General features: G+C 70.8%; 21 protein-coding genes. 10 read left to right on the top strand and 11 right to left on the bottom strand.

Features of this window, described 5'->3' with window-relative positions:
• The first annotated feature begins 109 nt into the window (after positions 1–109).
• From FHX80_RS13765 to FHX80_RS13775, 3 genes are all read left to right on the top strand, one after another.
• On the top strand, positions 110–877 hold the full coding sequence (locus FHX80_RS13765; RefSeq protein ID WP_145764464.1) for an ABC transporter ATP-binding protein: 768 nt from the start codon (positions 110–112) through the stop codon (positions 875–877).
• Positions 874–3,723 (top strand): FtsX-like permease family protein, encoded by a 2,850-nt coding sequence (locus tag FHX80_RS13770; RefSeq protein WP_145764465.1) that lies wholly within the window; start codon positions 874–876, stop codon positions 3,721–3,723. The genes FHX80_RS13765 and FHX80_RS13770 overlap by 4 nt, the downstream gene beginning before the upstream one ends.
• Positions 3,724–3,876: 153 nt before the next feature.
• On the top strand, positions 3,877–4,431 hold the full coding sequence (locus FHX80_RS13775; protein WP_145764466.1) for a bacterial proteasome activator family protein: 555 nt from the start codon (positions 3,877–3,879) through the stop codon (positions 4,429–4,431).
• A gap of 218 nt (positions 4,432–4,649) precedes the next feature.
• On the opposite strand, the gene FHX80_RS13780 is transcribed toward FHX80_RS13775, so the two are convergent.
• The 7 genes from FHX80_RS13780 to pdhA all read right to left on the bottom strand — a co-directional run bounded on the left by FHX80_RS13780 (position 4,650) and on the right by pdhA (position 13,287).
• Positions 4,650–5,639 (bottom strand): NAD(P)H-quinone oxidoreductase, encoded by a 990-nt coding sequence (locus FHX80_RS13780; protein ID WP_145764467.1) that lies wholly within the window; start codon positions 5,637–5,639, stop codon positions 4,650–4,652.
• A gap of 172 nt (positions 5,640–5,811) precedes the next feature.
• Complete coding sequence (locus tag FHX80_RS13785; RefSeq protein ID WP_145767280.1) at positions 5,812–6,885, bottom strand: potassium channel family protein; 1,074 nt, start codon at positions 6,883–6,885, stop codon at positions 5,812–5,814.
• Between the two features lie 20 nt (positions 6,886–6,905).
• Entirely contained in the window at positions 6,906–8,681 is a 1,776-nt protein-coding gene (locus tag FHX80_RS13790) for a molybdopterin molybdotransferase MoeA (RefSeq protein ID WP_244318257.1), read from the bottom strand.
• A complete protein-coding gene (locus FHX80_RS13795) occupies positions 8,678–9,526 on the bottom strand; it encodes an NTP transferase domain-containing protein (protein WP_145764468.1) in 849 nt (282 codons plus the stop codon). The genes FHX80_RS13790 and FHX80_RS13795 overlap by 4 nt, the downstream gene beginning before the upstream one ends.
• Before the next feature lie 175 nt (positions 9,527–9,701).
• Complete coding sequence (locus FHX80_RS13800) at positions 9,702–11,096, bottom strand: dihydrolipoamide acetyltransferase family protein (protein WP_145764469.1); 1,395 nt, start codon at positions 11,094–11,096, stop codon at positions 9,702–9,704.
• Positions 11,096–12,127 carry an alpha-ketoacid dehydrogenase subunit beta gene (locus FHX80_RS13805; RefSeq protein ID WP_145764470.1) on the bottom strand — a complete coding sequence of 344 codons (1,032 nt, stop codon included), beginning with the start codon at positions 12,125–12,127 and terminating at the stop codon, positions 11,096–11,098. Before FHX80_RS13805 ends, FHX80_RS13800 begins: the two co-directional genes overlap by 1 nt.
• Positions 12,124–13,287 (bottom strand): pyruvate dehydrogenase (acetyl-transferring) E1 component subunit alpha, encoded by a 1,164-nt coding sequence (gene pdhA / locus FHX80_RS13810; RefSeq protein WP_145764471.1) that lies wholly within the window; start codon positions 13,285–13,287, stop codon positions 12,124–12,126. Before pdhA ends, FHX80_RS13805 begins: the two co-directional genes overlap by 4 nt.
• Positions 13,288–13,551: 264 nt before the next feature.
• Between pdhA and FHX80_RS13815 the strand changes: the two genes are divergently transcribed.
• Positions 13,552–14,058, top strand: coding sequence for an Lrp/AsnC family transcriptional regulator (locus FHX80_RS13815; RefSeq protein ID WP_145767282.1), 507 nt, complete (start codon positions 13,552–13,554; stop codon positions 14,056–14,058).
• Positions 14,059–14,112: 54 nt separating this feature from the next.
• Here the strand turns inward: FHX80_RS13815 and FHX80_RS13820 are convergent, their stop codons facing one another.
• On the bottom strand, positions 14,113–14,703 hold the full coding sequence (locus FHX80_RS13820; protein ID WP_145764472.1) for a TetR/AcrR family transcriptional regulator: 591 nt from the start codon (positions 14,701–14,703) through the stop codon (positions 14,113–14,115).
• 123 nt (positions 14,704–14,826) lie between these two features.
• Between FHX80_RS13820 and paaN the strand changes: the two genes are divergently transcribed.
• Positions 14,827–16,527, top strand: a complete 1,701-nt coding sequence (paaN, locus tag FHX80_RS13825) for a phenylacetic acid degradation protein PaaN (protein WP_145764473.1) — start codon at positions 14,827–14,829, stop codon at positions 16,525–16,527.
• A 103-nt stretch (positions 16,528–16,630) separates the two neighbouring features.
• On the opposite strand, the gene FHX80_RS13830 is transcribed toward paaN, so the two are convergent.
• The 3 genes from FHX80_RS13830 to FHX80_RS13840 form a co-directional block, all read right to left on the bottom strand.
• Complete coding sequence (locus tag FHX80_RS13830) at positions 16,631–17,290, bottom strand: TrmH family RNA methyltransferase (RefSeq protein WP_145767283.1); 660 nt, start codon at positions 17,288–17,290, stop codon at positions 16,631–16,633.
• A 158-nt stretch (positions 17,291–17,448) separates the two neighbouring features.
• A complete protein-coding gene (locus FHX80_RS13835; protein WP_145764474.1) occupies positions 17,449–18,795 on the bottom strand; it encodes an HTTM domain-containing protein in 1,347 nt (448 codons plus the stop codon).
• The gene (locus FHX80_RS13840) at positions 18,792–19,727 is read right to left on the bottom strand and encodes a DUF5819 family protein (protein WP_208764650.1); all 936 of its coding nucleotides are present in this window, start codon (positions 19,725–19,727) and stop codon (positions 18,792–18,794) included. The genes FHX80_RS13835 and FHX80_RS13840 overlap by 4 nt, the downstream gene beginning before the upstream one ends.
• Positions 19,728–19,841: 114 nt before the next feature.
• Between FHX80_RS13840 and paaA the strand changes: the two genes are divergently transcribed.
• The 5 genes from paaA to FHX80_RS13865 are packed head-to-tail and all read left to right on the top strand — an operon-like array spanning position 19,842 to position 23,390.
• A complete protein-coding gene (paaA, locus tag FHX80_RS13845) occupies positions 19,842–20,846 on the top strand; it encodes a 1,2-phenylacetyl-CoA epoxidase subunit PaaA (RefSeq protein ID WP_145764475.1) in 1,005 nt (334 codons plus the stop codon).
• The gene (gene paaB, locus FHX80_RS13850; protein ID WP_145764476.1) at positions 20,843–21,133 is read left to right on the top strand and encodes a 1,2-phenylacetyl-CoA epoxidase subunit PaaB; all 291 of its coding nucleotides are present in this window, start codon (positions 20,843–20,845) and stop codon (positions 21,131–21,133) included. Before paaA ends, paaB begins: the two co-directional genes overlap by 4 nt.
• Positions 21,130–21,831, top strand: a complete 702-nt coding sequence (gene paaC / locus FHX80_RS13855; RefSeq protein WP_145764477.1) for a 1,2-phenylacetyl-CoA epoxidase subunit PaaC — start codon at positions 21,130–21,132, stop codon at positions 21,829–21,831. The genes paaB and paaC overlap by 4 nt, the downstream gene beginning before the upstream one ends.
• The gene (gene paaD / locus FHX80_RS13860; protein ID WP_145764478.1) at positions 21,825–22,331 is read left to right on the top strand and encodes a 1,2-phenylacetyl-CoA epoxidase subunit PaaD; all 507 of its coding nucleotides are present in this window, start codon (positions 21,825–21,827) and stop codon (positions 22,329–22,331) included. Before paaC ends, paaD begins: the two co-directional genes overlap by 7 nt.
• The gene (locus FHX80_RS13865) at positions 22,332–23,390 is read left to right on the top strand and encodes a 2Fe-2S iron-sulfur cluster-binding protein (protein ID WP_145764479.1); all 1,059 of its coding nucleotides are present in this window, start codon (positions 22,332–22,334) and stop codon (positions 23,388–23,390) included.
• Positions 23,391–23,422 lie beyond the last annotated feature (32 nt).

Below are 23,422 nucleotides of genomic sequence, written 5' to 3' on the forward strand. Positions count from 1 at the left end.
ACAGCTGAGCCACGGCCCCGGCGGCCCCACACCGCCGAGCCACGGCCCCGGCGACTCGTCCGCTCGCCGGACACCGACCGCAGAACCGTTCCGAGGGGGAACAACCGTCATGTCACTGCACGCCCCGTCCTCAGCAGCCCCGCCCCTGCCGGTGGATGCGCCGGTGCTCGAACTCCGCGCGCTCACCCGCACCCACGGCACCGGCATCGCCGAGGTGCACGCCCTGCGCGGCATCAACCTGTCGGTGCACGCCGGTGAGCTCGTCGCCGTGATGGGCCCGTCCGGCTCGGGCAAGTCCACCCTGCTGACGATCGCCGGCGGTCTCGACGCCGCGACCGCGGGCCAGGTCATCATCGAGGGCCAGGACATCTCCACGCTCGGCCGCAAGGGCGTGGCCGCGCTGCGCCGCCGCAGCGTCGGCTACGTCTTCCAGGACTACAACCTGATCCCCGCCCTGACCGCCGCCGAGAACGTCTCCCTGCCCCGTGAGCTCGACGGCTTCTCGGTGCGCAAGGCACGCAAGGAGGCCCGGGCCGCGCTGGAGGAGATGAACCTCCTGGAGATCGCCGACCGCTTCCCGGACGAGATGTCCGGCGGCCAGCAGCAGCGCGTCGCGATCGCCCGCGCGCTGGTGGGGGACCGCCGACTGGTGCTCGCCGACGAACCGACCGGGGCACTCGACTCCGAGACCGGCGAGACCGTCCTCGCGCTGCTGCGCAACCGCTGCGACCAGGGCGCGGCCGGTGTGATGGTGACGCACGAACCCCGTTACGCCGCCTGGGCGGACCGGGTCGTCTTCCTGCGGGACGGCTCGATCGTCGACCAGACGCTGTCCACCGACGCCAACTCGCTGCTCGCCGCCGAGGGCGCCCGGTGAAGATCTTCACGGGCTGGCGCGCCGCCCTACGAATAGCCCGGCGCGACGCCATGCGCGCCAAGGGCCGCAGCGCACTGGTGGTCGCGATGATCGCCATACCCGTGCTCGGCGTCACCGCGCTCGACGTGACGTACCGCAGTGTTGAGCTCACCCCGGCCGAACAGCTGATGACTCAGATGGGCTCGGCCGACGCACTGTTCAGCGACCCCGGGACGGGTCCGACGGAACAGTCGGCCAACGGAGACAACTACAGCCCCGTCAGCGACATCCCGCTGCCCGAGGACGCGCCCCCGCTCGACCTGCGGACCGCGTTCCCCCAGGGTGCGCGAGGAATCAGCATCCAGACCGTGCCCGCGAGCGTCACCACCAGGTACGGCGTCGCGGACGCGGAGATCTTCGAGTTCCGGACCTCGGACCGGATGGCCCGCGGAAAGCTCGACCTCGTCGACGGCGCGTTCCCCAAAGGCGCCGGCGAGATGGTCGCCACCGAGCCGTTCCTGAAGTTGTCCGGCCTGCACATCGGTTCACCCATCACCCTGCGCGGGCCCGAGCAGAAGTACACCATCACCGGCACCGTCGAGCAGCCGGAGAATCTGAAGGCCAGGGCCCTGTACGCCGATCCGGGCGCGGTCATCGCCCCGTGGAAGGCCACCGCCGCCCAGGACAAGAAGGTGCTGCCGCCGAACGCCGGCCCGTTGACCTGGCTGGTGAAGGGCAAGGACGGACAGGGCGTCAGCTGGCCCGACGTGATGGCGGCCAACAAGAAGGGCGCCGTCGTCGTCTCCCGGCAGGTCGTCCTCGACCCGCCGCCGGACTCCGAGGTCCCGTTCGCCAGAAAGCTGGGCGACAACACCACGCGCAGCTCCTCCACCGAGCTGAGCGCAGCCCTCGTCACGGTCGTCTCCATGGCGGTCCTGGAGATCGTGCTGCTCGCCGGACCAGCCTTCGCCGTCGGTGCGCGCCGCTCACGCCGTCAGCTCGGACTCGTCGGCACCTGCGGCGGGGACCGGCGCCATGTACGGGCCGTGGTCCTCTCCGGCGGGCTGGTGCTCGGCGGCGCCGGAGCCGTGGTGGGGGTGGTGGCCGGACTGGTGCTGACCATGGTGTTCCGGCCGCTGATCGAGAACCAGGCCGGACAGCGCTTCGGCTCGCTCGCCCTGTATCCGAAGGAACTGCTGGCCATCGCCGCGATCGGGCTGGTCACCGGTCTGCTGGCGGCGTTCGTCCCGGCGGTCGTGGCGAGCCGTCAGTCCGTACTGGAGTCGCTCACCGGACGCCGCGGCGTCCGTCGCAGCTCCCGGGTCCTGCCGATCGTGGGCGTCTGCGTCCTGGCCCTCGGCGTCGTGATCGCCGTCCTCGGCGGCACCTCGGGCAGCTCCGGCCAGGTCGCCGCCGGCTCGGTGATCGCCGAACTGGGGCTCCTCGGCTGCATCCCGGTAATCGTCGGGCTGCTCGGCCGGCTCGGCCGCAGGTTCCCGCTCTCGCCCCGGATGGCGCTGCGCGACGCGGCCCGCAACCGCGGCAGGACCGCTCCGGCGGTCGCGGCGGTCATGGCCGCGGTCGCGGGATCGGTGGCCATCGCCACGTACGTGTCCAGTAGTGCGGCCGGGTCGGACTTCGACCGCACGCCGATGCTCAGCGAGAACTCGGTCGTGGTGTCCAGCCTGGATGCCAAGGGCACCGAGCAGCTACCGCTGGCAGGGGCGGCGGTGGAGCGGAACATGACGCCCACGGGCCGGCCCGCCGGGATCACCCGGGTCTGGGCGGGCAGCGACTGCAACGTCTACTACGAAGAGGAGAACGGCTGCGGCACGCTCGAACTGGTCAAGCCCACCGGCAAGGGGCACAGCTGCCCGCTCAACACCAAGGGCGCCAAGGAGCTCGCCGAACGGATGAGCGGCGAGGAGCACCGCAGCATGATGCACTCCCCGGAGTGCGTGGACGAGCGCTTCACCCTGGACACGTTCAGCTCCGGCGGGAGCAACATCGTCGTGGGCGACGCGTCGCTGCTGAAGACGTACGTGAAGCTCGACGACCCGGCCGCCGCCAAGGCACTGGACGCGGGCACCCCCGTGCTGCTCAACCGGGCGTACGCGAAGGACGGCCAGGTCACGATCAAGGCGACCCACCGGTACAGCGACAAGGACAAGAAGAACCGCGCCCTGCACCCGGGACCGGCCAGGACGACGACGGACCGGCTGAAGGTGTACGTCGCTGACGCCGAGTACGCCGGGACACCCGGACTCCGCATGATCATGCCGGCGAAGAGCGCACAGCGGATCGGCCTGCACACCTCGGTGTACGGCAGCGTGTACAACGTCTCCCGCCCGCCGACGGACGCCGAGACCCAGCGGACCGATGCCGCGATCCAGCAGGCCGGTGGAGACGTCTACATACAGGTCGGAAGCGGATCCGATGAGCAGCGCCAGAGCACCATGCTGCTGGTGCTGACGCTGTTCGCCGGGGTGGTGACCCTGGGTGCGGCCGCGATCACGACCGGGCTGTCCAAGGCCGACGCGGAGGCCGACCTCACCACACTCAGCGCGGTGGGCGCGCCCCCGCGGGTGCGGCGGACCCTTTCCGGGTTCCAGTGCCTGGTGGTGGCGCTCACCGGGGTGCTTCTCGGCACGGCCGCGGGGCTGGTGCCCGCGGTGGCGCTGCGCCTGATCGACCTGCACAAAGCGGTGGAGGAGATGCGGCTTCGTCCCATGGAGTCCGCGTACACCCCGATCGTCTTGCCCTGGGCGACCCTGGGGTTGCTGGCTGTCGTGGTCCCGCTGCTGGCCGGGCTTCTGGCAGCGGTGTTCACCCGCTCCCGGCTGACGCTGTCCCGGCGCGTCGGATGACCGGGCGGGAGGCAGCGGCAGCGGGCTGACCGGCTGCTCAGGAGTTCTTCCGGTGCCGGATCGGTGCCGGTCCGGTGCCCTCGGAAACGGTGGATCACACGTTTCCGGGGGCACCACCGTGTTGTACGGCAGGTGTGCGAGACAATGGGCGGCATGGAGATGCCGAGGAATGAACGGTCGCAGGAGCACCCCCAAGTCCTCGTAGTGGGACAGGACGGAATGGCGATCGGCGGCGGTGGCGGTGGCACTACCGACGAGTCGCGCGAGATCCCGGTGACGGAGATGGTCGAACAGCCCGCGAAGGTCATGCGCATCGGCAGCATGATCAAGCAGCTCCTGGAGGAGGTCAGGGCGGCTCCTCTCGACGAGGCGAGCCGTGTACGCCTCAAGGAGATCCACGCCAGCTCGGTGAAGGAGCTGGAGGACGGCCTCGCGCCGGAGCTGGTGGAGGAGCTGGAGCGGCTCTCGCTGCCGTTCACCGAGGAGTCCGTTCCCTCCGAGGCGGAACTCAGGATCGCGCAGGCCCAGTTGGTGGGCTGGCTGGAGGGCCTCTTCCATGGCATCCAGACGGCGCTGTTCGCCCAGCAGATGGCGGCCCGCGCGCAGCTGGAGCAGATGCGCCGCGCCCTGCCGCCGGGCAGTGGTCACGAGGAGGAGGAAGGCGGAGCGGACCCGCACGGGGCAATCCGCTCCGGCCCCTACCTGTAGCCCGGACCCTGAACCGGACCCACAGCCCCGCACCCGCACCCGCACCCGCACCGATCAGCCAGGACGTCCGAAGGGCCCGCCACACGATCTTCGTGTGCCGGGCCCTTCGGGTTCGGGTCCTTCGGGTTCGGGTCCTTCGGGTTCGGGTCCTTCGGGTTCGGGTCGAAGTGGCTGTTGAGACGGCTCCGGCCGGATTCAGGCAGTCGGCCGCGTCCGGCTCAGGCCGCTGCGGGCGACCGGAGGAGCACCTTGCCGATGTGCGCGCTGGATTCCATCACCCGGTGCGCTTCGGCCGCGTCCTGCATCGGCAGCGTGCGGTCCACCACCGGCCGCACGACGCCGTCGGCGATGAGCGGCCAGACGTGTTCACGTACGGCCGCGACGATCGCGGACTTCTCGGCGAGCGGACGGCTGCGCAGCGCGGTCGCCGTGACGGCGGCCCGCTTGGCCAGCAGGGCCGCCAGGTCGAGTTCGCCCTTGGCACCGCCCTGGAGGCCGATGATCGCCAGCCGGCCGTTGACGGCGAGCGCCTGCACGTTCCGGTCCAGGTACTTCGCGCCGATGATGTCGAGGATGACGTCGGCGCCCGCCCCGTCCGTCGCCCTGCCGAGCTCCTCCACGAAGTCCTGTTCCCGGTAGTCGATCAGGATGTCGGCACCGAGTTCCGCGCAGCGCGCCAGCTTCTCGGGTCCGCCCGCGGTCACCGCGACACGGGCGCCGACCGCCTTGGCGAGCTGGATCGCCATGGTGCCGATGCCGCTGGACCCGCCGTGCACCAGCAGCGTCTCGGCGGGGCGCAGATGGGCCACCATGAACACGTTGGACCAGACGGTCGCGGTCACCTCGGGCAGCGCGGCGGCGAGGACGAGGTCCAGTCCGGCCGGTACGGGGAGCAGTTGCCCGGCGGGGACGGCGACCTTCTCCGCGTAACCGCCGCCTGCCAGCAGCGCGCACACCTCCTCGCCGACCGACCGGCCGGTGACGCCGGGGCCGATGGCCGAGATCCGGCCCGAGCACTCCAGGCCCGGGTAGGGGGAGGCGCCGGGCGGCGGGTTGTAGAAGCCCTGCCGCTGGAGCACATCCGCACGGTTGACCGCGCTGGAGACGACATCGACGAGAACCTCCCCCTCACCGGGTACGGGGTCGGGTACCTCGGCCCACACGAGCGCCTCGGGGCCACCGGGTTCGGGGATCGTGATCGCATGCATGGCCGCGAGGCTACTCCGTGCCATGCCGTGCAGACGGCCGCCACGAAGCGCTGCCCGCCGGGTTTGCCGACGGGCGGCGCGGCTCGGCTCAGGGGCGGGGGGAGGCTGGTGGCTCGCCTCAGGGGTGGGGGCTGTCGGCGGGTAGCGGGGTTCGGGTCGGGTCAGGGGCGCTTCAGGGGCGGGGGGCGGTCGGCGGGGTGTGGTTCGTGGGCTGTTCGTTCGTGGCCCGCACGATGCTGATCAGCCGGTCCGTCAGCTGGAGGGGACTGGCCAGCGGATCGTCGTAACCGAGCAGCCGGTGCCCGCGCAGAACGCTGACCACGAGATCGTCGGTCTCCCGGACGTTCTTGCCCACCTCGGCCTTTATCACCGGTCGTTCGACCAGATCGAGCCCACTGCCCTGCTGGATCAGGTCCTCCATCACCGTGCCCGCGCTCGGGCTGAGCACGGAGAGGCCGAGCAGCCGGCCGGCCGCGCTGGCACTGGTGATCACGGCATCGGCACCGGACTGCCGCAGCAGCGGGGCGTTCTCCTCCTCGCGCACCGCGGCGACGATCTTCGCGCCGCGGTTGAGCTGGCGCGCGGTCAGCGCGACCAGTACCGCCGTGTCGTCGCGCTGGGTGGCGATGATGATCTGACGCGCCTTCTGCAGCTCGGCCCGCAGCAGCACATCGCTGCGCGTCGCGTCACCGAGCACTCCGGTGTACCCCTCGGCGTTGGCGATCTCTATCACCTTGGACGCCGGGTCGACGATGACGATCTGTTCCTTCTTCAGGCCGGTGGCGCAGAGGGTCTGAATGGCCGAGCGGCCCTTTGTGCCGAAGCCGACGACAACGGTGTGGTCACGCAAGTTGGTTCTCCAACGCTTCAGCCGGAAGTCCTCCCGGGTCCGCTCCGTGAGGACCTCAAGGGTGGTGCCGACCAGGATGATGAGGAAGAGCACGCGCAGCGGTGTCACGAGCACCACATTGCTGAGCCGGGCCCCGTCGCTGTACGGGGTGATGTCGCCGTACCCGGTGGTCGAGAGAGTGACCGTCGCGTAGTAGACCGCGTCCAGGAGGTCGACCTTGGTGTCGGCCGCGTCGTGGTAGCCGCCGCGGTCGATCCAGACGATCAGCACCGTGGCCGCAAGCACTATCAGAGCCATCATCAGCCGCTTGGCGACCTGGCGCGCAGGTCCGTCGACGACTCGGCGCGGGAGCATCACCCGGGTGGGTACGACATGCTCATCGGCGCGCCTGGCCATCGCGTCATGGCCGGGAAGTTTCACGTGAAACACCCTTCAGTCCACGGCGTCGCCGGGGACCACGGTAGATCGAGGATCTCCACCTCGGTGCCGGACCGTACCCCGCCCGGCTCCACCACGGCCAGCCCGTCCGCGGCGGCGATCCCGCGCAGCATGGCCGGACCGTTGTAATGCAGAGGTACGACGTGATCGGCCCCGCCGCCGGTTGCGGCGCTGGCGCGGCAAGCGAAATCGCGGGTACCGGCGGTGCGATGGACCACGGGGACCAGCCGGGTGTCGTGCGGATGGCCATGCACTTCATCGCGGACCGCGACGCGGTAGAGGTCCTGCGAAGCCCGGCCCGCCAGTCCGCTGAGCAGTGGCTCGGCAAGCGTGAGCAGCCCGGACACGGCGGCCAGGGGGTTGCCGGGCAGCCCCACGAGATACGGCCCCGCGGCACCGAGCCGGGCCAGCAGCATGGGGTGGCCGGGACGCACGGCGACACCGTCGACGAGCAACTCGGCCCCGATTCCGGCAAGGACGGGGTGCACATGATCGACCGGCCCCGCGGCGGTGCCGCCGGTGGTGATGACCAGATCGGCAGCGGAGTCGACGAGCGCCTTCCGGAGGGCTTCCGCGTCGTCGCCGAGGCGGCGGGGCGCGGAGACCTCGGCGCCCAGCGCGCGCAGCCAAGGGCCGATCATCGGGCCGAGTGCGTCACGGATCAGACCGTCGTGGGGCAGCCCGGCCGTCAGCAGTTCGTCGCCCAGGACGAGGACGTCGACGCGCGGCCGGGGACGGGTGAGCAGCTCGTCGTACCCGGCGGCAGCGGCCAGGCCGAGAACGGCGGGCGTCACCAGCGTTCCGGTGGGAAGGAGCTGTTCGCCGGACCGGCACTCCTGTCCGCGCGGCCTGATGTCCTGCCCGGGGTTCACTTGTCGCTGCGCGTACAGCAGGCCCGTGGCCTCGTCGGCGTGGGCGTGTTCGCTGCGGATGACGGCGGTGGCGTCGGCCGGGACACGGGCGCCGGTGGCGATGCGTACGGCGTCGCCGTCGGGCAACGGCGTGGGAGCCGCATGACCGGCGAGGACGCCCTCGTTCTCCCGGAAGTTCCACGGACCCGGTCCTGCGACGGCCCAGCCGTCCATGGCGGAGGTGTCGAAGGACGGGAGATCGGTGAGCGCGGCGAGCGGCTCGGCCAGCACGTGTCCGAGCGCGCGGTCGAGGGGGAGGCGGCCGGTGCGGGCCGGAACCCTGCGACCGGCGCGGGCTGCGACGGCACGGGCCTCGCGCCAGGGGGTCGCGTGGGTGCGCCGCCGCTCATGCGCGGCGGTGTGCCGTTCGTCCGGGGAGGGGCGGTCGGCGGCCGGGTCGGTGGCCCGGTCAGTGGCCCGGTCGGTGCTGCGCGAGGAGCTGGCGGGAGTGGGGGCCGTGGCGGTGGCGGTGGCCGTCGCGGTGGCACTTGGGCCGGGCTCCTTGACAGGTTCGAACCCAGGACCCGGGTCGCGGTACGGCTGTCGGCCGACCAGTGCGAGGGCCTGCGCAATGGCCCGCTCCTCGTCGGCTGCGGCCTTGGCTGCGGACCTGGCTTTGGCCTCCGCTGCGGACCTGGCTTTGGCCTCCGCTGCGGCCTTGGCTTTGGCATCGGCTGCGCGGCGTGCTTTGACGTCAGCGGGATCGAGAGGCTCAGAGGGCTCAGAGGACTCGGGGGACTCGGGGGACTCGGGGGCGGACTTCCCGTCGTCCGGGCCCTGCCCCATGGCCGGGTTCTTCGCGGCAGCCGCGGGCCGCCCGGTACTGCCGCTGCGGCCCGTCATGGTGTCCCGGTCTCATCCGCCCACCGGAGAGCGAGCGCGACGGCCTTCCGGGCCGCCTCGGCCACCGCCTCGGGTCCGCCCCCGTCGCTGCTCGCCTTCCCCGCCGCGTACCCGACCAGGAAGGTCGTCAGAGGTGCGGCGGGCCTGGCGACACCGTGGGCGGCATCACGGGCGAGGTCGAGCAGGACGGCGGTGTCGACGTCGAGCTCGATGCCCAGTTCGTTCTTGACTGCGGTGATCCATTCGTCCAGCACGATCCCATGTTCTCTGATCCGGGCCCGGGCCGAAGCGATGTCCTCCCAGGTGTCGCAGTCGAAGGAGGCGAGCGGGTCCGCCGCCACCCGGGCAAGCCGCAGCTCGTGCGTCAGCAACCGCAGGGGCAGTCCGGCGAGTCCACCGTGCTCCGCGGCGAGCAGTGCCAGTTCGCGGCGCAACGGCTCCGCCCGGTAGACGGCCACCAAGGGCTGGTCCCGGCCGTCCTGATCAGTGCAGACAGCGCCCTCCAGATCGCCCCGGCCGGCCGCTGCCAGCAGGGGCCCGACCGTGTCCGCCCCAAGGAACGGCAGATCGGCGGAGAGCACGAGAAGGCGCTCCGCCGCCGTGTGTCGTACCCCGGCACCGAGCGCGGCCAACGGACCGCCGCCCTGAGGTTCTTCGCGCGCCCAGGTCACGGCGCGCACGGTGGGACGCCTGCCCCCCACCACCACCGTGGTCCCGGCGTCGGAGCAGGCCGCGAGCACCCGGTCGAGCAGCGCGCGGCCACCGATCCGGAGCCCCGGCTTGTCGGCCCCGCCGAGCCTCTTGGCGGCACCTCCGGCGAGAACGATGGCGTCATACGCGGTCATGCCCCGAGTATGCGTGCCGTCCGGACCGGCGGGCCCTCCCCGTCCGCGATCCCGTGGATCAACACGGAACGGAACAGGGAGAACCACAGGAACCAAGGCACCCGGCACCGGCACCCGAAGCGCACTGAAGCGCACCGAAGTACGCCGAAGTACGCCGAAGTACGCCGAAGTACGCCTAAAGCATCCGCAGGAGCAGCGCCGGCTGTTCCACGCAGTCGGCCACGTAACGCAGGAACCCTCCCGCGGTGCCGCCGTCGCAGACCCGGTGGTCGAAGGTCAGCGAGAGCTGGACCACCCGCCGCACGGCCAGTTCGCCCTCATGCACCCACGGTTTGGGGACGATGCGACCGACGCCGAGCATCGCCGCCTCGGGGTGGTTGATGATCGGGGTGGACCCGTCCACCCCGAACACCCCGTAGTTGTTGAGCGTGAACGTGCCCCCGGTCAGTTCCGCCGGCTTCAGCGTTCCCGTCCTGGCGGCCTCGGTGAGCCGGGTGATCTCGGCCCCGATCGACTCCGTGTTGCGCGCCTGCGCGTCCCGTACGACCGGAACGACGAGCCCCCGCTCGGTCTGGGCCGCGAACCCGAGATGGACACCGGACAGCCGCACGATCTCCCGCGCTTCCTGGTCCACCGTGGAGTTGAGTTCGGGATACCGGGCCAGGGCGGCCGTGCAGATGCGGGCGAGCAGTGCGAGCACCGACACCTTGGGCCCGGCACCGGGACCACCGTCGCCGTTCATCGCCGCTCTGGCCGCCATCAGCTCGGTGGCGTCCGCGTCCACCCAGCAGGTGGCGTCGGGGATCTCGCGCCGGCTGCGTGCCAGCTTGTCGGCGACCGCGCCCCGTACACCGCGCAACGGAACCCGTTCACCGGAGGTACGTGACGGTTCCTCAGCCTTCTGCGGGGCCGTGGCCCCGGACCGGATGGCGGACTCCACGTCGGCCCGAAGGATCAGCCCGGCGGGCCCGGAGCCCGCGAGCTGCCGCAGATCGAGGTCGTGCTGCCGCGCGAGCTTGCGCACCAGCGGGGAAACGACGGCGACCGGCCCCCGCGCCTCCTCCGGAACAGTGGCCGCCGCAACCGGCGCAGCCGCAACGGGAGTAACGGGAACAGCGGGAACGAAAGCCGGAGGAGCAGCGGGAGCGGTGGCGGGAGTGGCAGCGGTGGCGGGTGCCACAAGCCCCTCCGGCCGGACCCGCCTCCGGCGCACCGGCGGTGCGCCGGTCCCGTACCCCACCAGCACATTGCCGGACCCGGACGACTCCGCCTCGGCGGCCCCCGTACCGGACCCGGATTCCGCCGTTCTCCCGGACGGATCCTCGGACCCGACGGCGACCGTCAGCAACGGTGCCCCGACCGGAAGTTCCGTACCCTCTTCGCCGAACCGGGCGGTCACCACGCCCCCGTACGGGCACGGCACCTCCACCATGGCCTTGGCCGTCTCGACCTCGACGACGGGCTGATCGATGGCGACGACCTCGCCGACCTCCACCAGCCAGCGCACGATCTCGGCCTCGGTCAGTCCCTCGCCGAGATCCGGAAGCCTGAACTCGAATACCTGCGGCATCAGTGATCCGCCTCCCACTGCAGTCGTGCGACGGCGTCGAGCACCCGGTCCACACCCGGCAGGTGGTGTCGCTCCTGCATCGGCGGCGGATACGGGATGTCGAAACCGGCGACGCGCAGCACCGGCGCCTCCAGGTGGTGGAAGCAGCGCTCGGTGATCCTGGCCGCGATCTCGCCGCCGGGACCGCCGAAGCCGCTGGACTCATGGACGACCACCGCGCGGCCGGTGCGCCGCACGGAAGCGGCCACCGTCTCGTCGTCGAAAGGCACCAGTGAGCGCAGATCGACGACTTCGAGGTCCCAGCCCTCCTCGACCGCGGCCTGCGCGGCCTCCATGCAGACGGGCAGCGACGGCCCGTACGTGATCAGCGTCGCGCTGCGGCCGGACCGGCGCACGACGGCGCGCCCTATGGGCTCCACGGCCGCGGGCGCCTGCGGCGACCAGTCCGCCTTCGACCAGTAGAGCCGCTTGGGCTCCAGGAAGACCACCGGGTCGTCGGAGGCGATCGAGGCCCTCAGCAGCCCGTACGCGTCATCGACGGTGGCGGGCGTGACGACATGGAGACCCGGGGTCGCCATGTAGTACGCCTCCGAGGAGTCGCTGTGGTGCTCGACGCCGCCGATTCCGCCGCCGTACGGCACCCGGACCGTGATCGGCAGCGGCATCGCGCCCCCGGTCCGGTTCCGCATCTTGGCGACATGGCTGATGAGCTGCTCGAACGCCGGATAGGCGAAGGCGTCGAACTGCATCTCCACGACGGGCCGAAGCCCGTACATCGCCATGCCGACGGCCGCCCCGAGGATGCCGGCCTCGGCCAGCGGGGTGTCCGTGCAACGGTCCTCGCCGAACTCCTTCGCCAGGCCGTCGGTGATCCGGAAGACGCCGCCGAGTGTCCCGACGTCCTCCCCGAGGACGTGCACGGAGGGGTCCTCGGCCATCGAGTCGCGCAGCGCGCGCCCGAGGGCCTGCGCCATGGTGGCGGGCCTGGCCTTCGCCGTCCGCTCTCCGGCCGTGGCCGCTGCGGTGGTCATCGCCCTGCTCCTCCGTCGTCCGTGCCGTGCTGCTCGTTCTCCGCGTCCAGCTCGACGCGCAGACGGGCCGCCTGCTCGCGCAACTGGGTCGTCTGCTCCGCGTACACATGGGCGAAGAGGTCCATCGGGTCGAGGACCGGATCCGCGTTCATCCGCTCACGCAGCCCTGCCGCCATCCGCTCGGCGGCCTCCCGCGCCTCCTCGATGGCGTCGTCGCCGAGCAGTCCGCGCCCGGTCAGCTCCCGCTCCATGAGCTGGACCGGATCGTGCGCCCGCCACGCCTCGACCTCGCTGTCGCCGCGGTAGCGGGTCGCGTCATCGGCGTTCGTATGCGCGTCCATCCGGTACGTGATGGCTTCCACGAGCGTCGGGCCGCCGCCGCTCCTGGCCCGCTCGACCGCCTCGGAGAGCACCTGGTGCACGGCCGCCGCGTCGTTGCCGTCGACCAGCCGGCCCGGCATCCCGTAGCCCACGGCCTTGTGCGCCAGGGATGGTGCCGCGGTCTGCTTGGCCAGCGGTACCGAGATGGCGAAGCCGTTGTTCTGTACGAGGAAGACGACCGGGGCCTTCCAGACGGCCGCGAAGTTCAGCGCCTCGTGGAAATCGCCCTCGCTGGTGCCGCCGTCGCCGACCATGGCGAGCGCGACCACGTCGTCGCCCTTGAGCCGCGCCGCGTGCGCAAGGCCCACGGCATGCGGCAGCTGGGTGGCCAGGGGGGTGCAGAGCGGGGCGATGCGGTGCTCGCGCGGGTCGTAGCCGGTGTGCCGGTCACCGCGCAGCAGGGTCAGCGCCTCGACCGGGTCCAGCCCTCGTGCCACGGCCGCGAGCGTGTCGCGGTAGCTGGGGAAGAGCCAGTCCCGCTCTTCGAGCACCAGGGCGGCCGCGATCTCGCAGGCCTCCTGCCCTGTGCTCGACGGATAGACGGCGAGCCTGCCCTGCTTGGTGAGGGCGGTCGCCTGGGTGTTGTAGCGCCGGCCGCGCACCAGCTCGGCGTAGAGCCGAAGGAGCAGCTCGGGGTCTGCGGCGGCCGCGGCGTCCGTACCGAGCACGCGGTACGGCTCGGGGTCCGGGAGCAGCGGCGCCGGGTCGGTGAGCGGCTTCCACGCCGGGGGTGGCGTGGGCCGGTAGGCGGCCGCGCCGGGCAGCTCTTGGACCGTCATGACAAGCACCTCCTGGCATCGAGGGGTATCGAGCGGCATCTGTCGGCATCGGGGGGTGCCCCGATATCGAGGGGTGTCGAAATATGTCGAAATATCAATGACTACGTGAGGCGCGACTGTGGTGCGCCTCACCTACCGATTGTTCGGTCGCGAGCGCATTTTGGCTACAGGCACCGTCAGCCTGTGGACAAACGGTTCTGCACAGCCTGGGATGGAGACAGCTCGTCCAGGACAGGGAGGCGCGGGAACATGGCAGCTGAACAAATGGCCGACGGGGGCGAGGACCCCGGCCGGATTCCTCCGGCACGCCCGCTCGACTCCATCGACCGCGCCATCCTCCGGTTGCTCCAGACGGACGGCCGAGCCTCGATACGTTCGGTGGCCGATCGCGTTCACGTGTCGCGCGCCAACGCCTACGCCCGGATCAACCGGCTCATCGACGACGGGGTGATCCGCGGCTTCAGCGCGCGGGTGAACCACGAACGGGCGGGGCAGGGGGCCTCCGCCTACATCACGCTCAAGATCGTCCAGAATTCCTGGCGCACCGTTCGCAAGCAGCTCCAGGCGCTGCCGGGAGCCACCCACATCGCGCTGGTCAGCGGCGATTTCGATGTCCTGCTGCTGGTGCACACGCAGGACAACCAGTCACTGCGCGATCTGGTGCTGACCAGGATCCAGTCCATCCCGGAGGTGCTCTCCACCCGCACCCTGCTGGTGTTCGAGGAAACGGACCTGGCCCCGGGCCCGGACCGCCCCACGGAGCTCACCTGAGGCGCGGCAAAAGCAACCGGCCCAGACGCTCAGCGGCCGGTCCTCATCCCGACTTCATCCCGCCTTCATCCCGTCGAAGGCGAGGCGCACAACCGTGTCCGCGAGCTGGTCCCGCTCCGCACCGCCGTCCGGCAACGGCCGGTACCACTCCACCAGGGAGTTGACCATGCCGAAAAGCAGCCGGGTCGCAAGCCGTATGTCCACGTCGGAGCGGAGATCACCGTCCGCGACCGCGGCCTTCAGCAGATCACCCACCCGCTGGTCGAACTCACGCCGCCGCTCCAGCGCCCAGCGCTCGGTCTTCGTGTTGCCCCGCACCCGCAGCAGCAGCGTGACGTAGGGCAGTTCGGCTATCAGCACCTCGACGGTACGACGGGTGACGTACTCGACCCGCCCGATCGCGCGACCTCGCGTCGCACCCGATTCGCCGAGGATTCCGAAGAGCCCGTCCAGCGCCCGGCTGACCGCGCGCCGCAGCAGCTCTTCCTTGCCGGCCACATGGTGGTAGATGGACGACTTGGAGATTCCCGCCGCCTTCGACAGGTGCTCCATGGACGTGCCGTCGTAGCCGCGCTCGTTGAAGACACGGACAGCGACGGTGAGCAGAGTCTCCGGGGTGTACGTGTCCCGCTTGGCCGTGGTCATGCCAGCGATCCTCCCCTACGAGTTGTCCACAGGTTTCGTGGGGCCCCTTGTCCCGACCGATCGTTCGGTTACTCTAACTCTGTCCGCCCGTCCCTGCCCAGCTCGATGAGGAGTTGGTCCGTCATGGCCGCCGAGCTCTCCCCGCACCTGCTGACCGAGAAGCACCGCCCCACGCTCGACCGGGCCCTCGACGCGATCCGCTCGCGTGCGTACTGGTCCCCGCACCCCGAGCACCCGAAGGCATACGGCGAGGGCGGCTCCCCGGGCAGCCTGGGCGCCGCCGACGGCAAGGCCGCCTTCGACGCCGTGCTGAACACCCGTATCGACCTCGGCCAGCCGGGCACCGACGGATGGACGGGCGGGGAGGTCTCCCCGTACGGGCCGGAGCTCGGCGTCGAGTATCCGCACGCCGATCCGGACGTCCTGATTCCGGCGATGCGCGCGGGGATGCCGGCCTGGCGCGACGCGGGACCCGAGACCAGGGCCCTGGTCTGTCTGGAGATGCTGGCTCGGATCAGTGCCCGCACCCATGAGTTCGGCCACGCGGTGATGCACACCAGCGGACAGGCCTTCCTGATGGCGTTCCAGGCCGGTGGCCCGCACGCCCAGGACCGCGGTCTGGAGGCGGTGGCGTATGCGTACGAGGAGCAGATCCGCGCGCCGAGGACCGCGGACTGGTCCAAGCCGCAGGGCAAGCGCGACCCGATCGAGCTGCACAAGACGTTCACCGCGGCGGGCCGTGGCATCTCACTGCTGATCGGCTGCAACACCTTCCCCACGTGGAACGGCTATCCGGGCCTCTTCGCCTCGCTCGCCACCGGCAATCCCGTCCTGGTCAAGCCGCATCCCCGTGCGGTGCTTCCGCTGGCCCTCACCGTTCAGCTGGCGCGCGAGGTGCTCACCGAGGCGGGCTTCGACCCCAACCTGGTCGCCCTGGCCGCCGAACGGCCGGGCGAGGGCATCGCCAAGTCCCTGGCGATCCGCCCTGAGATCAAGATCATCGACTACACCGGGTCCACGGCGTTCGGTGACTGGCTGGAGGCCAACGCCCTCCAGGCACAGGTCTATACGGAGAAGGCCGGGGTCAACACGATCGTCGTCGACTCCACCGACGACTACCGCGGCATGCTCTCCAACCTGGCGTTCTCGCTCTCCCTCTACAGCGGCCAGATGTGCACCACCCCGCAGAACCTGCTGATTCCCCGGACCGGAATCACGACGGACATCGGCGAGAAGACGTACGAGGACGTGGTCGGCGACATCGCCGCAGCGGTCACCGGACTCCTGGGTGACGACGCGCGGGCCAACGCGCTGCTCGGCGCCCTGGTCAACCCAGAGGTGCGGGCCCGCCTGGAGAAGGCCGCGCAGCTCGGCGAAGTCGCCCTGACCTCAAGGGAAGTGGCCAACCCCGACTTCCCGGAGGCGGTGGTCCGTACGCCGCTGATCGTCAAACTGGACGGCACCAAGCCGGACGACGAATCGCCCTACCTTTCGGAGTGCTTCGGCCCGGTCTCGTTCGCGGTCTCGGTCGACTCGACGGCGGACGCCGTGGAGCTGCTGCGCCGCACGATCCGCGACAAGGGCGCGATGACGGTGGGCGCGTACACCACGTCTCCGGAGGTGGAGGGCGCGCTGGTGGACGTCTGCCTGGACGAGTCGGCCCAGCTCTCGCTGAATCTGACGAGCGGGGTGTACGTGAACCAGACAGCGGCGTTCTCCGACTTCCATGGCTCGGGCGGCAACCCGGCGGCCAACGCGGCCCTGTGCGACGGGGCCTTCGTGTCCAACCGCTTCCGCACCCTGGAAGTCCGCCGCCAGCGCTGACGGGCGCGCCCGTCACCCGCACTCTCGGCTCGTCCGACGTTGGGGGGCCGGGGGCCCGGGGCGGAGCCTCCGGATACGTGTGGGCGGCGCCCCGTGGCGCCGCCTACACCCCCGCCTCAGGGATATCCGCGTACCGCTGCACCCACGCGTGCATCGCGATCGCCGCCGCCGCCCCCGCGTTGATCGACCGTGTGGACCCGAACTGCGCGATCGAACACACCATCGACGCGTGCTTGCGGGCCTCCTCGGTCAGTCCGGGCCCCTCCTGCCCGAACAGCAGCACACATCGCCGCGGCAGCTCGGTCCGCTCCAGCGGCACGGCGCCGGGCAGATTGTCGATGCCGATGATCGGCAGCCCCTCGGCCTCCGCCCAGGCGGTCAGATCCGTGGTGTCGGGGTGGTGGCGGACATGCTGGTAGCGGTCGGTGACCATCGCCCCGCGACGGTTCCAGCGCCGCCGCCCCACAATGTGGATCTCCTTGGCGAGGAAGGCGTTCGCGGTGCGCACCACCGAACCGATATTGAAGTCGTGGCCCCAGTTCTCCACCGCCACATGGAAGTCGTGCCGCCGCAGATCCAGATCGGCGACGATCGCCTCCCGGGTCCAGTACCGGTACGCGTCGCCCACATTGCGCCGGTCGCCGTGGGCGAGCAGCTCGGGGTCGTACCGCTCGTCCTCGGGCCAGGGCAGTGGGTGCGGCCCGACGCCGATCTCCGCTCCGAAGCCGTCGTCGTACTGAGCCGGCTCGGCCGCACCGGACATCTCGCCCACGGCGGACGCCTCGCCCACCACGGACCGCCCGCCCACCGCACGCGTCTCGCCCACCACGTCCGGCTCGTGCGCTCCGGGCGGCGCGGCCGTCGCGGACTCATCGGTCGACGGATTCCTGCTGGTACTGCCGGTGCTGCCGGTCTCACTGCTCACCCGACGAGCGTATGGCCCCCGCCGCCGTTGTGCTGCGGTGCCTCCCCGCCCCCGGCCGCATCCCCGTCCCCGGCGGCGTCTCGGTCCCCCGCGGCGTCCTGGCTGTCGGCGGCGTCCCGGGGCCCCGGTACCTTGCCGCGCCCCCGGAACAGCAGCTCCCGGCCGAGCGCCGCCCGGCCCCCCAGCCACACCAGGAAGACGGTCGGCAGGAAGACGGCGTCCGCGGCGATCATGGCCATCGAGAAGAAGGGCAGCCCCAGCAGCAGGGCGATGCCGGCGTGCTCGCAGATCATCACGACGAGCAGGACGTTCTTGACCCGCCGGTTGAACAGGGTGAACGGGAACGCGACCTGCACGATGACCGTGGCGTACGTCAGCACCATCACCATCACGCCGCTCGACGCGAGGATGTCCGAGAGGCCGGGCCATGGCGTGAAGTAGTGCAGCTTGAGCGGGTAGTACAGCGCCGTGCCGTCCTGCCACCTCGAACCCTGGATCTTGTACCAGCCCGCGGTGGAGTAGATCAGGCAGACCTCGGCCATGATCACTACGAGGGTGGCGTTGTGGGCGAGATTGGCGACGACATCGAGCAGGGTGCGCGGCTCGCTGTGCGGTGCGTACCGGTTCACGGCCCACCAGGCGCCGTGGCCGGTCCACAGAATCCAGAACAGCGTCGGCAGCCAGACGGTTCCGCCCAGGTTGTCCGTCACGGTGGCCCAGAGAAGAACGGCGCCGAACGCCACCCACAGCAGCGGACCGGCCACGTCCCCCCGCACCGGACGCCCGCCGCCGGCCTTCCCGACCGGCTCCCCGCCGCCGTCCGTACCCCGGGCCGCCCGGGCTCCACGCGCCGCACGGCGGGCGTCCAGCGACCAGACCTGACCGCACCGGGTCAGCACCAGATAGATCGCCATCAGATGGATGACGTTGTCGCCGCCGTCGCCCATGAAGATGCTGCGGTTCTGGAGCGAGAGCACTCCGACCATGAACAGGACGGACATGGCGCGGGTGTGCCAGCCCACCAGCAGCAGCGCGGCCGAGAGCAGGGCCAGCCCGTACACGATCTCGAACCAGACGGTGCTGTCCGACCACATGAGTGTGGTGAAGGCCTGGTTGTTCGATATCAGCCGCTCCGCCATGTCCCAGCGCCACGGGGCGTGGGGGCCGTACATCTCGTGCCGGTGCGGCAGCTCCCGCAGCAGGAACAGCAGGTACGTGGCGGAGAAGCCGATCCGGATGACGGCGCTCTGGTACGGGCCGAGGGACGAAGCGGTGATGCGCTGGATTCCGCGGGCGAGCCTGCGGTCGGGGCCGGGGCCGGGGCGGGGGCGGGGCGTGCTCACTGGTCCGTCTCCTTCTGGTCCGTCTCCTTCTGGTCCGCCGAGCCCTCGGGGAGGTCGGCCGCGGCGACGGTCCACCAGGGCAGCACCCGGTAGGACGGTTTCGTGCTGATCTTCTCGGTGCTCCACGGAGGCGCCGCGACGGACCGCACCTCGGAGCGGACCTGGATCCGTTCGACGGTGCCGCCGTAGTCGTGCTCACCGAGGCGCAGCATCACTATGCGGCGGATGTACTGCTCGGAGAGCGTGCCGCGCAGCCCGTTGGCCCGGTTCTGGCTGTCGTGCGAGCCGAGGTAGAAGTCCCAGCCCCGCCGGAGTTCGTTCTGCTGGACGTGGCTGGGCAGCGGATTGCCGCGTATCGCCTTGCCGTCCTCGCCCGAGAGGTTCATCCAGGGGGTGGTGCGACGGCCGTCGGCACCGGCGATCTCAGCACGTACGTACACGGCGATGTTCTGCTGGAGCGGATTGGGGGCGAAGAGCTTCCAGTTCTGCTCGAACTCGGGATAGACCCATTCGTCGATCCCCTTGCCGTGCTGCTTGGTCAGCGTGTTGGAGGGGGCGACATGTAGAAACACCATCGCCAGCTGAACGCATGTGACCAGCCCGATCACCGACAGCGCCACAGCGGCGACGACCTGGTACGGGAACGACAGCCCTGCCATTCCGGCACGCGGCTCGGCCCTTCCGACACCGCGCTCGGGCTGATGCTGGGACTCGGGGTCGGGGTCGGGGTCGGTACGAGGCTCCGGATCGGTACGCACGTCAGGCTCAGCATGCGGCTCGGGCTCGGGGTCGATCCCGGTACGAGGCTCCGGATCAAGCCGGGTACGAGGCTCCGGATCGGGCTCGGTACGCGGTTCAGGAACCGCCCCCGAATCGGGACCGGCAACTCGTCCGTGCCCGCCGCCGACGCCCCTGTCGTCGTACGAATCCATCCCGCCCCGATCCCCGTCGATCCCGGTCAGTTATCCACAGGGTTGACACCCTACGGGCCGCAGACTCACCATTGAAGACAATGAACCGAACGATCGGTCGGTAGGGAGTCCGGGATGGCGGCAGTGACTGCGAGCCACACAACGCAGGCGACAGCGGGCAGCACCGATGGGGCGGACGGGGCCCTGGCGGCGGCTTTCGACGCCGCGGTGGCGGCCGAGGAGCGCATCGAGCCGCGTGACTGGATGCCCGATGCCTACCGAGCCTCACTGGTCAGGCAAATGGCCCAGCACGCCCACTCCGAAATCATCGGCATGCAGCCCGAAGCAAACTGGATCACCCGCGCGCCCTCGCTGCGCCGCAAGGCCATCCTGATCGCCAAGGTGCAGGACGAGGCGGGACACGGCCTGTATCTGTACAGCGCGGCCGAGACCCTGGGCACCGGCCGCGAGGAGCTGCTCGACAAACTCCACGCGGGCCGTCAGAGGTATTCGTCGATCTTCAATTACCCCACCCTGACCTGGGCGGACGTGGGCGCGATCGGCTGGCTCGTGGACGGCGCCGCGATCACCAACCAAGTACCTCTGTGCCGCTGCTCCTACGGCCCCTATGCCCGCGCGATGGTCCGTATCTGCAAGGAGGAGTCCTTCCACCAGCGCCAGGGCTACGAGCTGCTGCTGGCCCTCAGTAACGGCACGGCCGCACAGCACGAGATGGCCCAGGACGCGGTGAACCGCTGGTGGTGGCCGTCCCTGATGATGTTCGGACCACCGGACGACGCCTCTTCGCACTCCGCCCAGTCGATGACCTGGAAGATCAAGCGGCATTCCAACGACGAGCTGCGGCAGCGCTTCGTCGACATCTGCGTCCCGCAGGCAGAGGTCCTGGGCCTCACCCTCCCCGACCCGGATCTCCGGTGGAACGAGGAGCGCGGTCAGCACGATTTCGGAGCGATCGACTGGACGGAGTTCCAGGAGGTCCTGAAGGGCAACGGCCCGTGCAACGAGCAGCGCCTCACCCAGCGCCGCCGGGCACACGAGGAAGGCGCCTGGGTCCGCGACGCCGCCGCCGCCTACGCACAGAAGCAGACAGTTGTACCGAACGGGGAGGCGACAGCATGAGCAGCTCGACCGACTGGCCATTGTGGGAGGTGTTCGTGCGCTCGCGGCGCGGTCTGTCCCACACCCACGCCGGCAGCCTGCACGCCCCGGACGCCGAGATGGCCCTGCGCAACGCACGCGATCTGTACACCCGCCGGTCCGAGGGGGTCTCCATCTGGGTGGTGCCGTCCAACCAGATCACGGCATCCTCGCCGGACGAGAAGGACACGTTCTTCGAGCCGGCCGGCGACAAGCCCTACCGGCATCCGACGTTCTACCAGATCCCGGACGGGGTGAAGCACCTGTGACCGCGACCCTCGCCCTCGGCGACGACGCGCTGGTGCTGTCGCACCGGCTGGCGGAGTGGGCGGGCCACGCCCCCGTGCTGGAGGAGGAAGTGGCCCTCGCCAACATCGCCCTGGACCTGCTGGGCCAGGCCCGCCTGCTGCTCTCCCTGGCCGGGGACGAGGACGAGCTGGCGTATCTGCGCGAGGAGCGCGCCTTCCGTAACGTCCAGCTGGTCGAGCAGCCGAACGGCGACTTCGCCCACACCATCGCCCGCCAGCTCTACTTCTCCGTCTACCAGCACGGCCTGTACGAGCAGCTGTCGGCCGGCGACGGCGAGTTCGCCGGGCTCGCGGCCAAGGCGGTCAAGGAGGTCGCCTACCACCGCGACCACGCCGAGCAGTGGACGCTGCGCCTCGGTGACGGCACGCCGGAGAGCCACGACCGGATGCAGCACGCGGTGGACGCACTGTGGCGTTTCACCGGCGAGCTGTTCCAGCCCGTCGAAGGCGTGGAGGTGGAGTGGAAGACCCTGCGGAACGACTGGCTGGCCTCCGTCACCGCCGTACTGGAACGGGCCACACTGACCGTACCGGCCGGACCACAGTCCGGTGGCTGGACGGCCGGGGCGGGCCGTCAGGGCATCCACACGGAACCTTTCGGCCGGATGATCGCCGAGATGCAGCACCTGCACCGCAGCCACCCGGGGGCGTCATGGTGACCAGGACGGCACTGGAGGAGGAGCTGCGCAACCTCGCGGGCTCCGTCCCCGACCCGGAGCTGCCCGTACTGACCCTGGAGGAGCTGGGCGTGCTCCGGGGGGTGGAGGTGCTCGCACCCGGCCGCGTCACGGTCCAGCTCACCCCCACCTACACCGGCTGCCCCGCGATAGAGACCATGTCCGCGGACATCGAGCGCGTGCTGCTCGACCACGGCATGACCGAGGTCTCCGTGGTCACCGTCCTCGCACCGGCCTGGTCCACGGACGACATCAGCGCGGAAGGACGGCGCAAGCTCACAGAGTTCGGCATAGCGCCGCCTCGGCCGCACGACGCGGCCTCCCCCTCCGCCGGGCCCGTGCCGCTCACCCTGTCGGTGCGCTGCCCGCACTGCGGCTCCACCGACACGGAGCTGCTGAGCCGGTTCTCGTCCACTGCCTGCAAGGCCCTGCGCCGGTGTGTGGCATGCCGCGAACCATTCGATCACTTCAAGGAGTTGTAGATGTTCCATCCGCTCCGGGTCAGCGCGATCGAACGGCTCACGGACGATTCGGTGGCCGTCGACTTCGCCGTGCCGCCGGAACTGCGCGAGACCTTCCGCCATCAGCCCGGCCAGCACCTCAACGTCCGCTACACCGTCGACGGTGAGGAGGTCCGCCGCTCGTACTCGATCTGCGCACCGGCCACCGAGCAGCCTGCCGACCCGGGGCTGCGGGTGGGCATCCGGCTCGTCGACGGCGGCGCGTTCTCCACGTACGCGCTCAAGGAGTTGGCCGTCGGCGATCAGGTCGAGGCGATGCCTCCGATGGGCCGCTTCGTGCTCACGCCGCGCGCCGGGCGGTTCGCGGCGGTCGTCGGCGGCAGCGGCATCACCCCGGTGCTGTCCATCGCGGCGACGCTGCTGGCCCGGGAGCCCGACGCATCGTTCTGCCTGATCCGCAGCGACCGCACCGCTGCGTCGACGATGTTCCTGGACGAGGTCGCCGACCTCAAGGACCGCTATCCGGACCGGTTCCAGCTGGTCACCGCACTCTCCCGGGAGGAGCAGCAGGCCGGTCTCCCTTCGGGCCGGCTGGACCGCGAGCGGCTCACCGATCTGCTGCCCGCACTGCTCCCGGTGGCCGAGGTGGACGGCTGGTATCTGTGCGGCCCGCTCGGCCTGGTCCGGGCCGCCGAGGACGCGCTGCACGGTCTGGGCGTCGCGCGGACCCGTGTCCACCAGGAGATCTTCCACGTCGACGACGGGCCCGGCACGTCCGTACGGCCCCGGATCGAGAGCCCGTCCGGCAGCACGCTCACGGCGACCCTGGACGGCCGCTCGGGCAAGTGGCCGGTACAGGACGGCGAATCGCTGCTGGAGACGGTGCTCCGCAGCCGCTCGGACGCACCGTATGCCTGCAAGGGCGGCGTGTGCGGGACCTGCCGGGCCTTCCTGGTTTCGGGCGAGGTGCGGATGGACCGCAACTTCGCACTGGAGCCGGAGGAGACGGGGGCGGGCTATGTGCTGGCCTGCCAGTCCCATCCGGTGACCGGGGAGGTGGAGCTCGACTTCGACCGGTGACCGGGTGCGCGTCGCCGCGCCCGTGCATCGAA

It is taken from the genome of Streptomyces brevispora (assembly GCF_007829885.1).
Classification (GTDB): Bacteria; Actinomycetota; Actinomycetes; order Streptomycetales; family Streptomycetaceae; genus Streptomyces; species Streptomyces brevispora.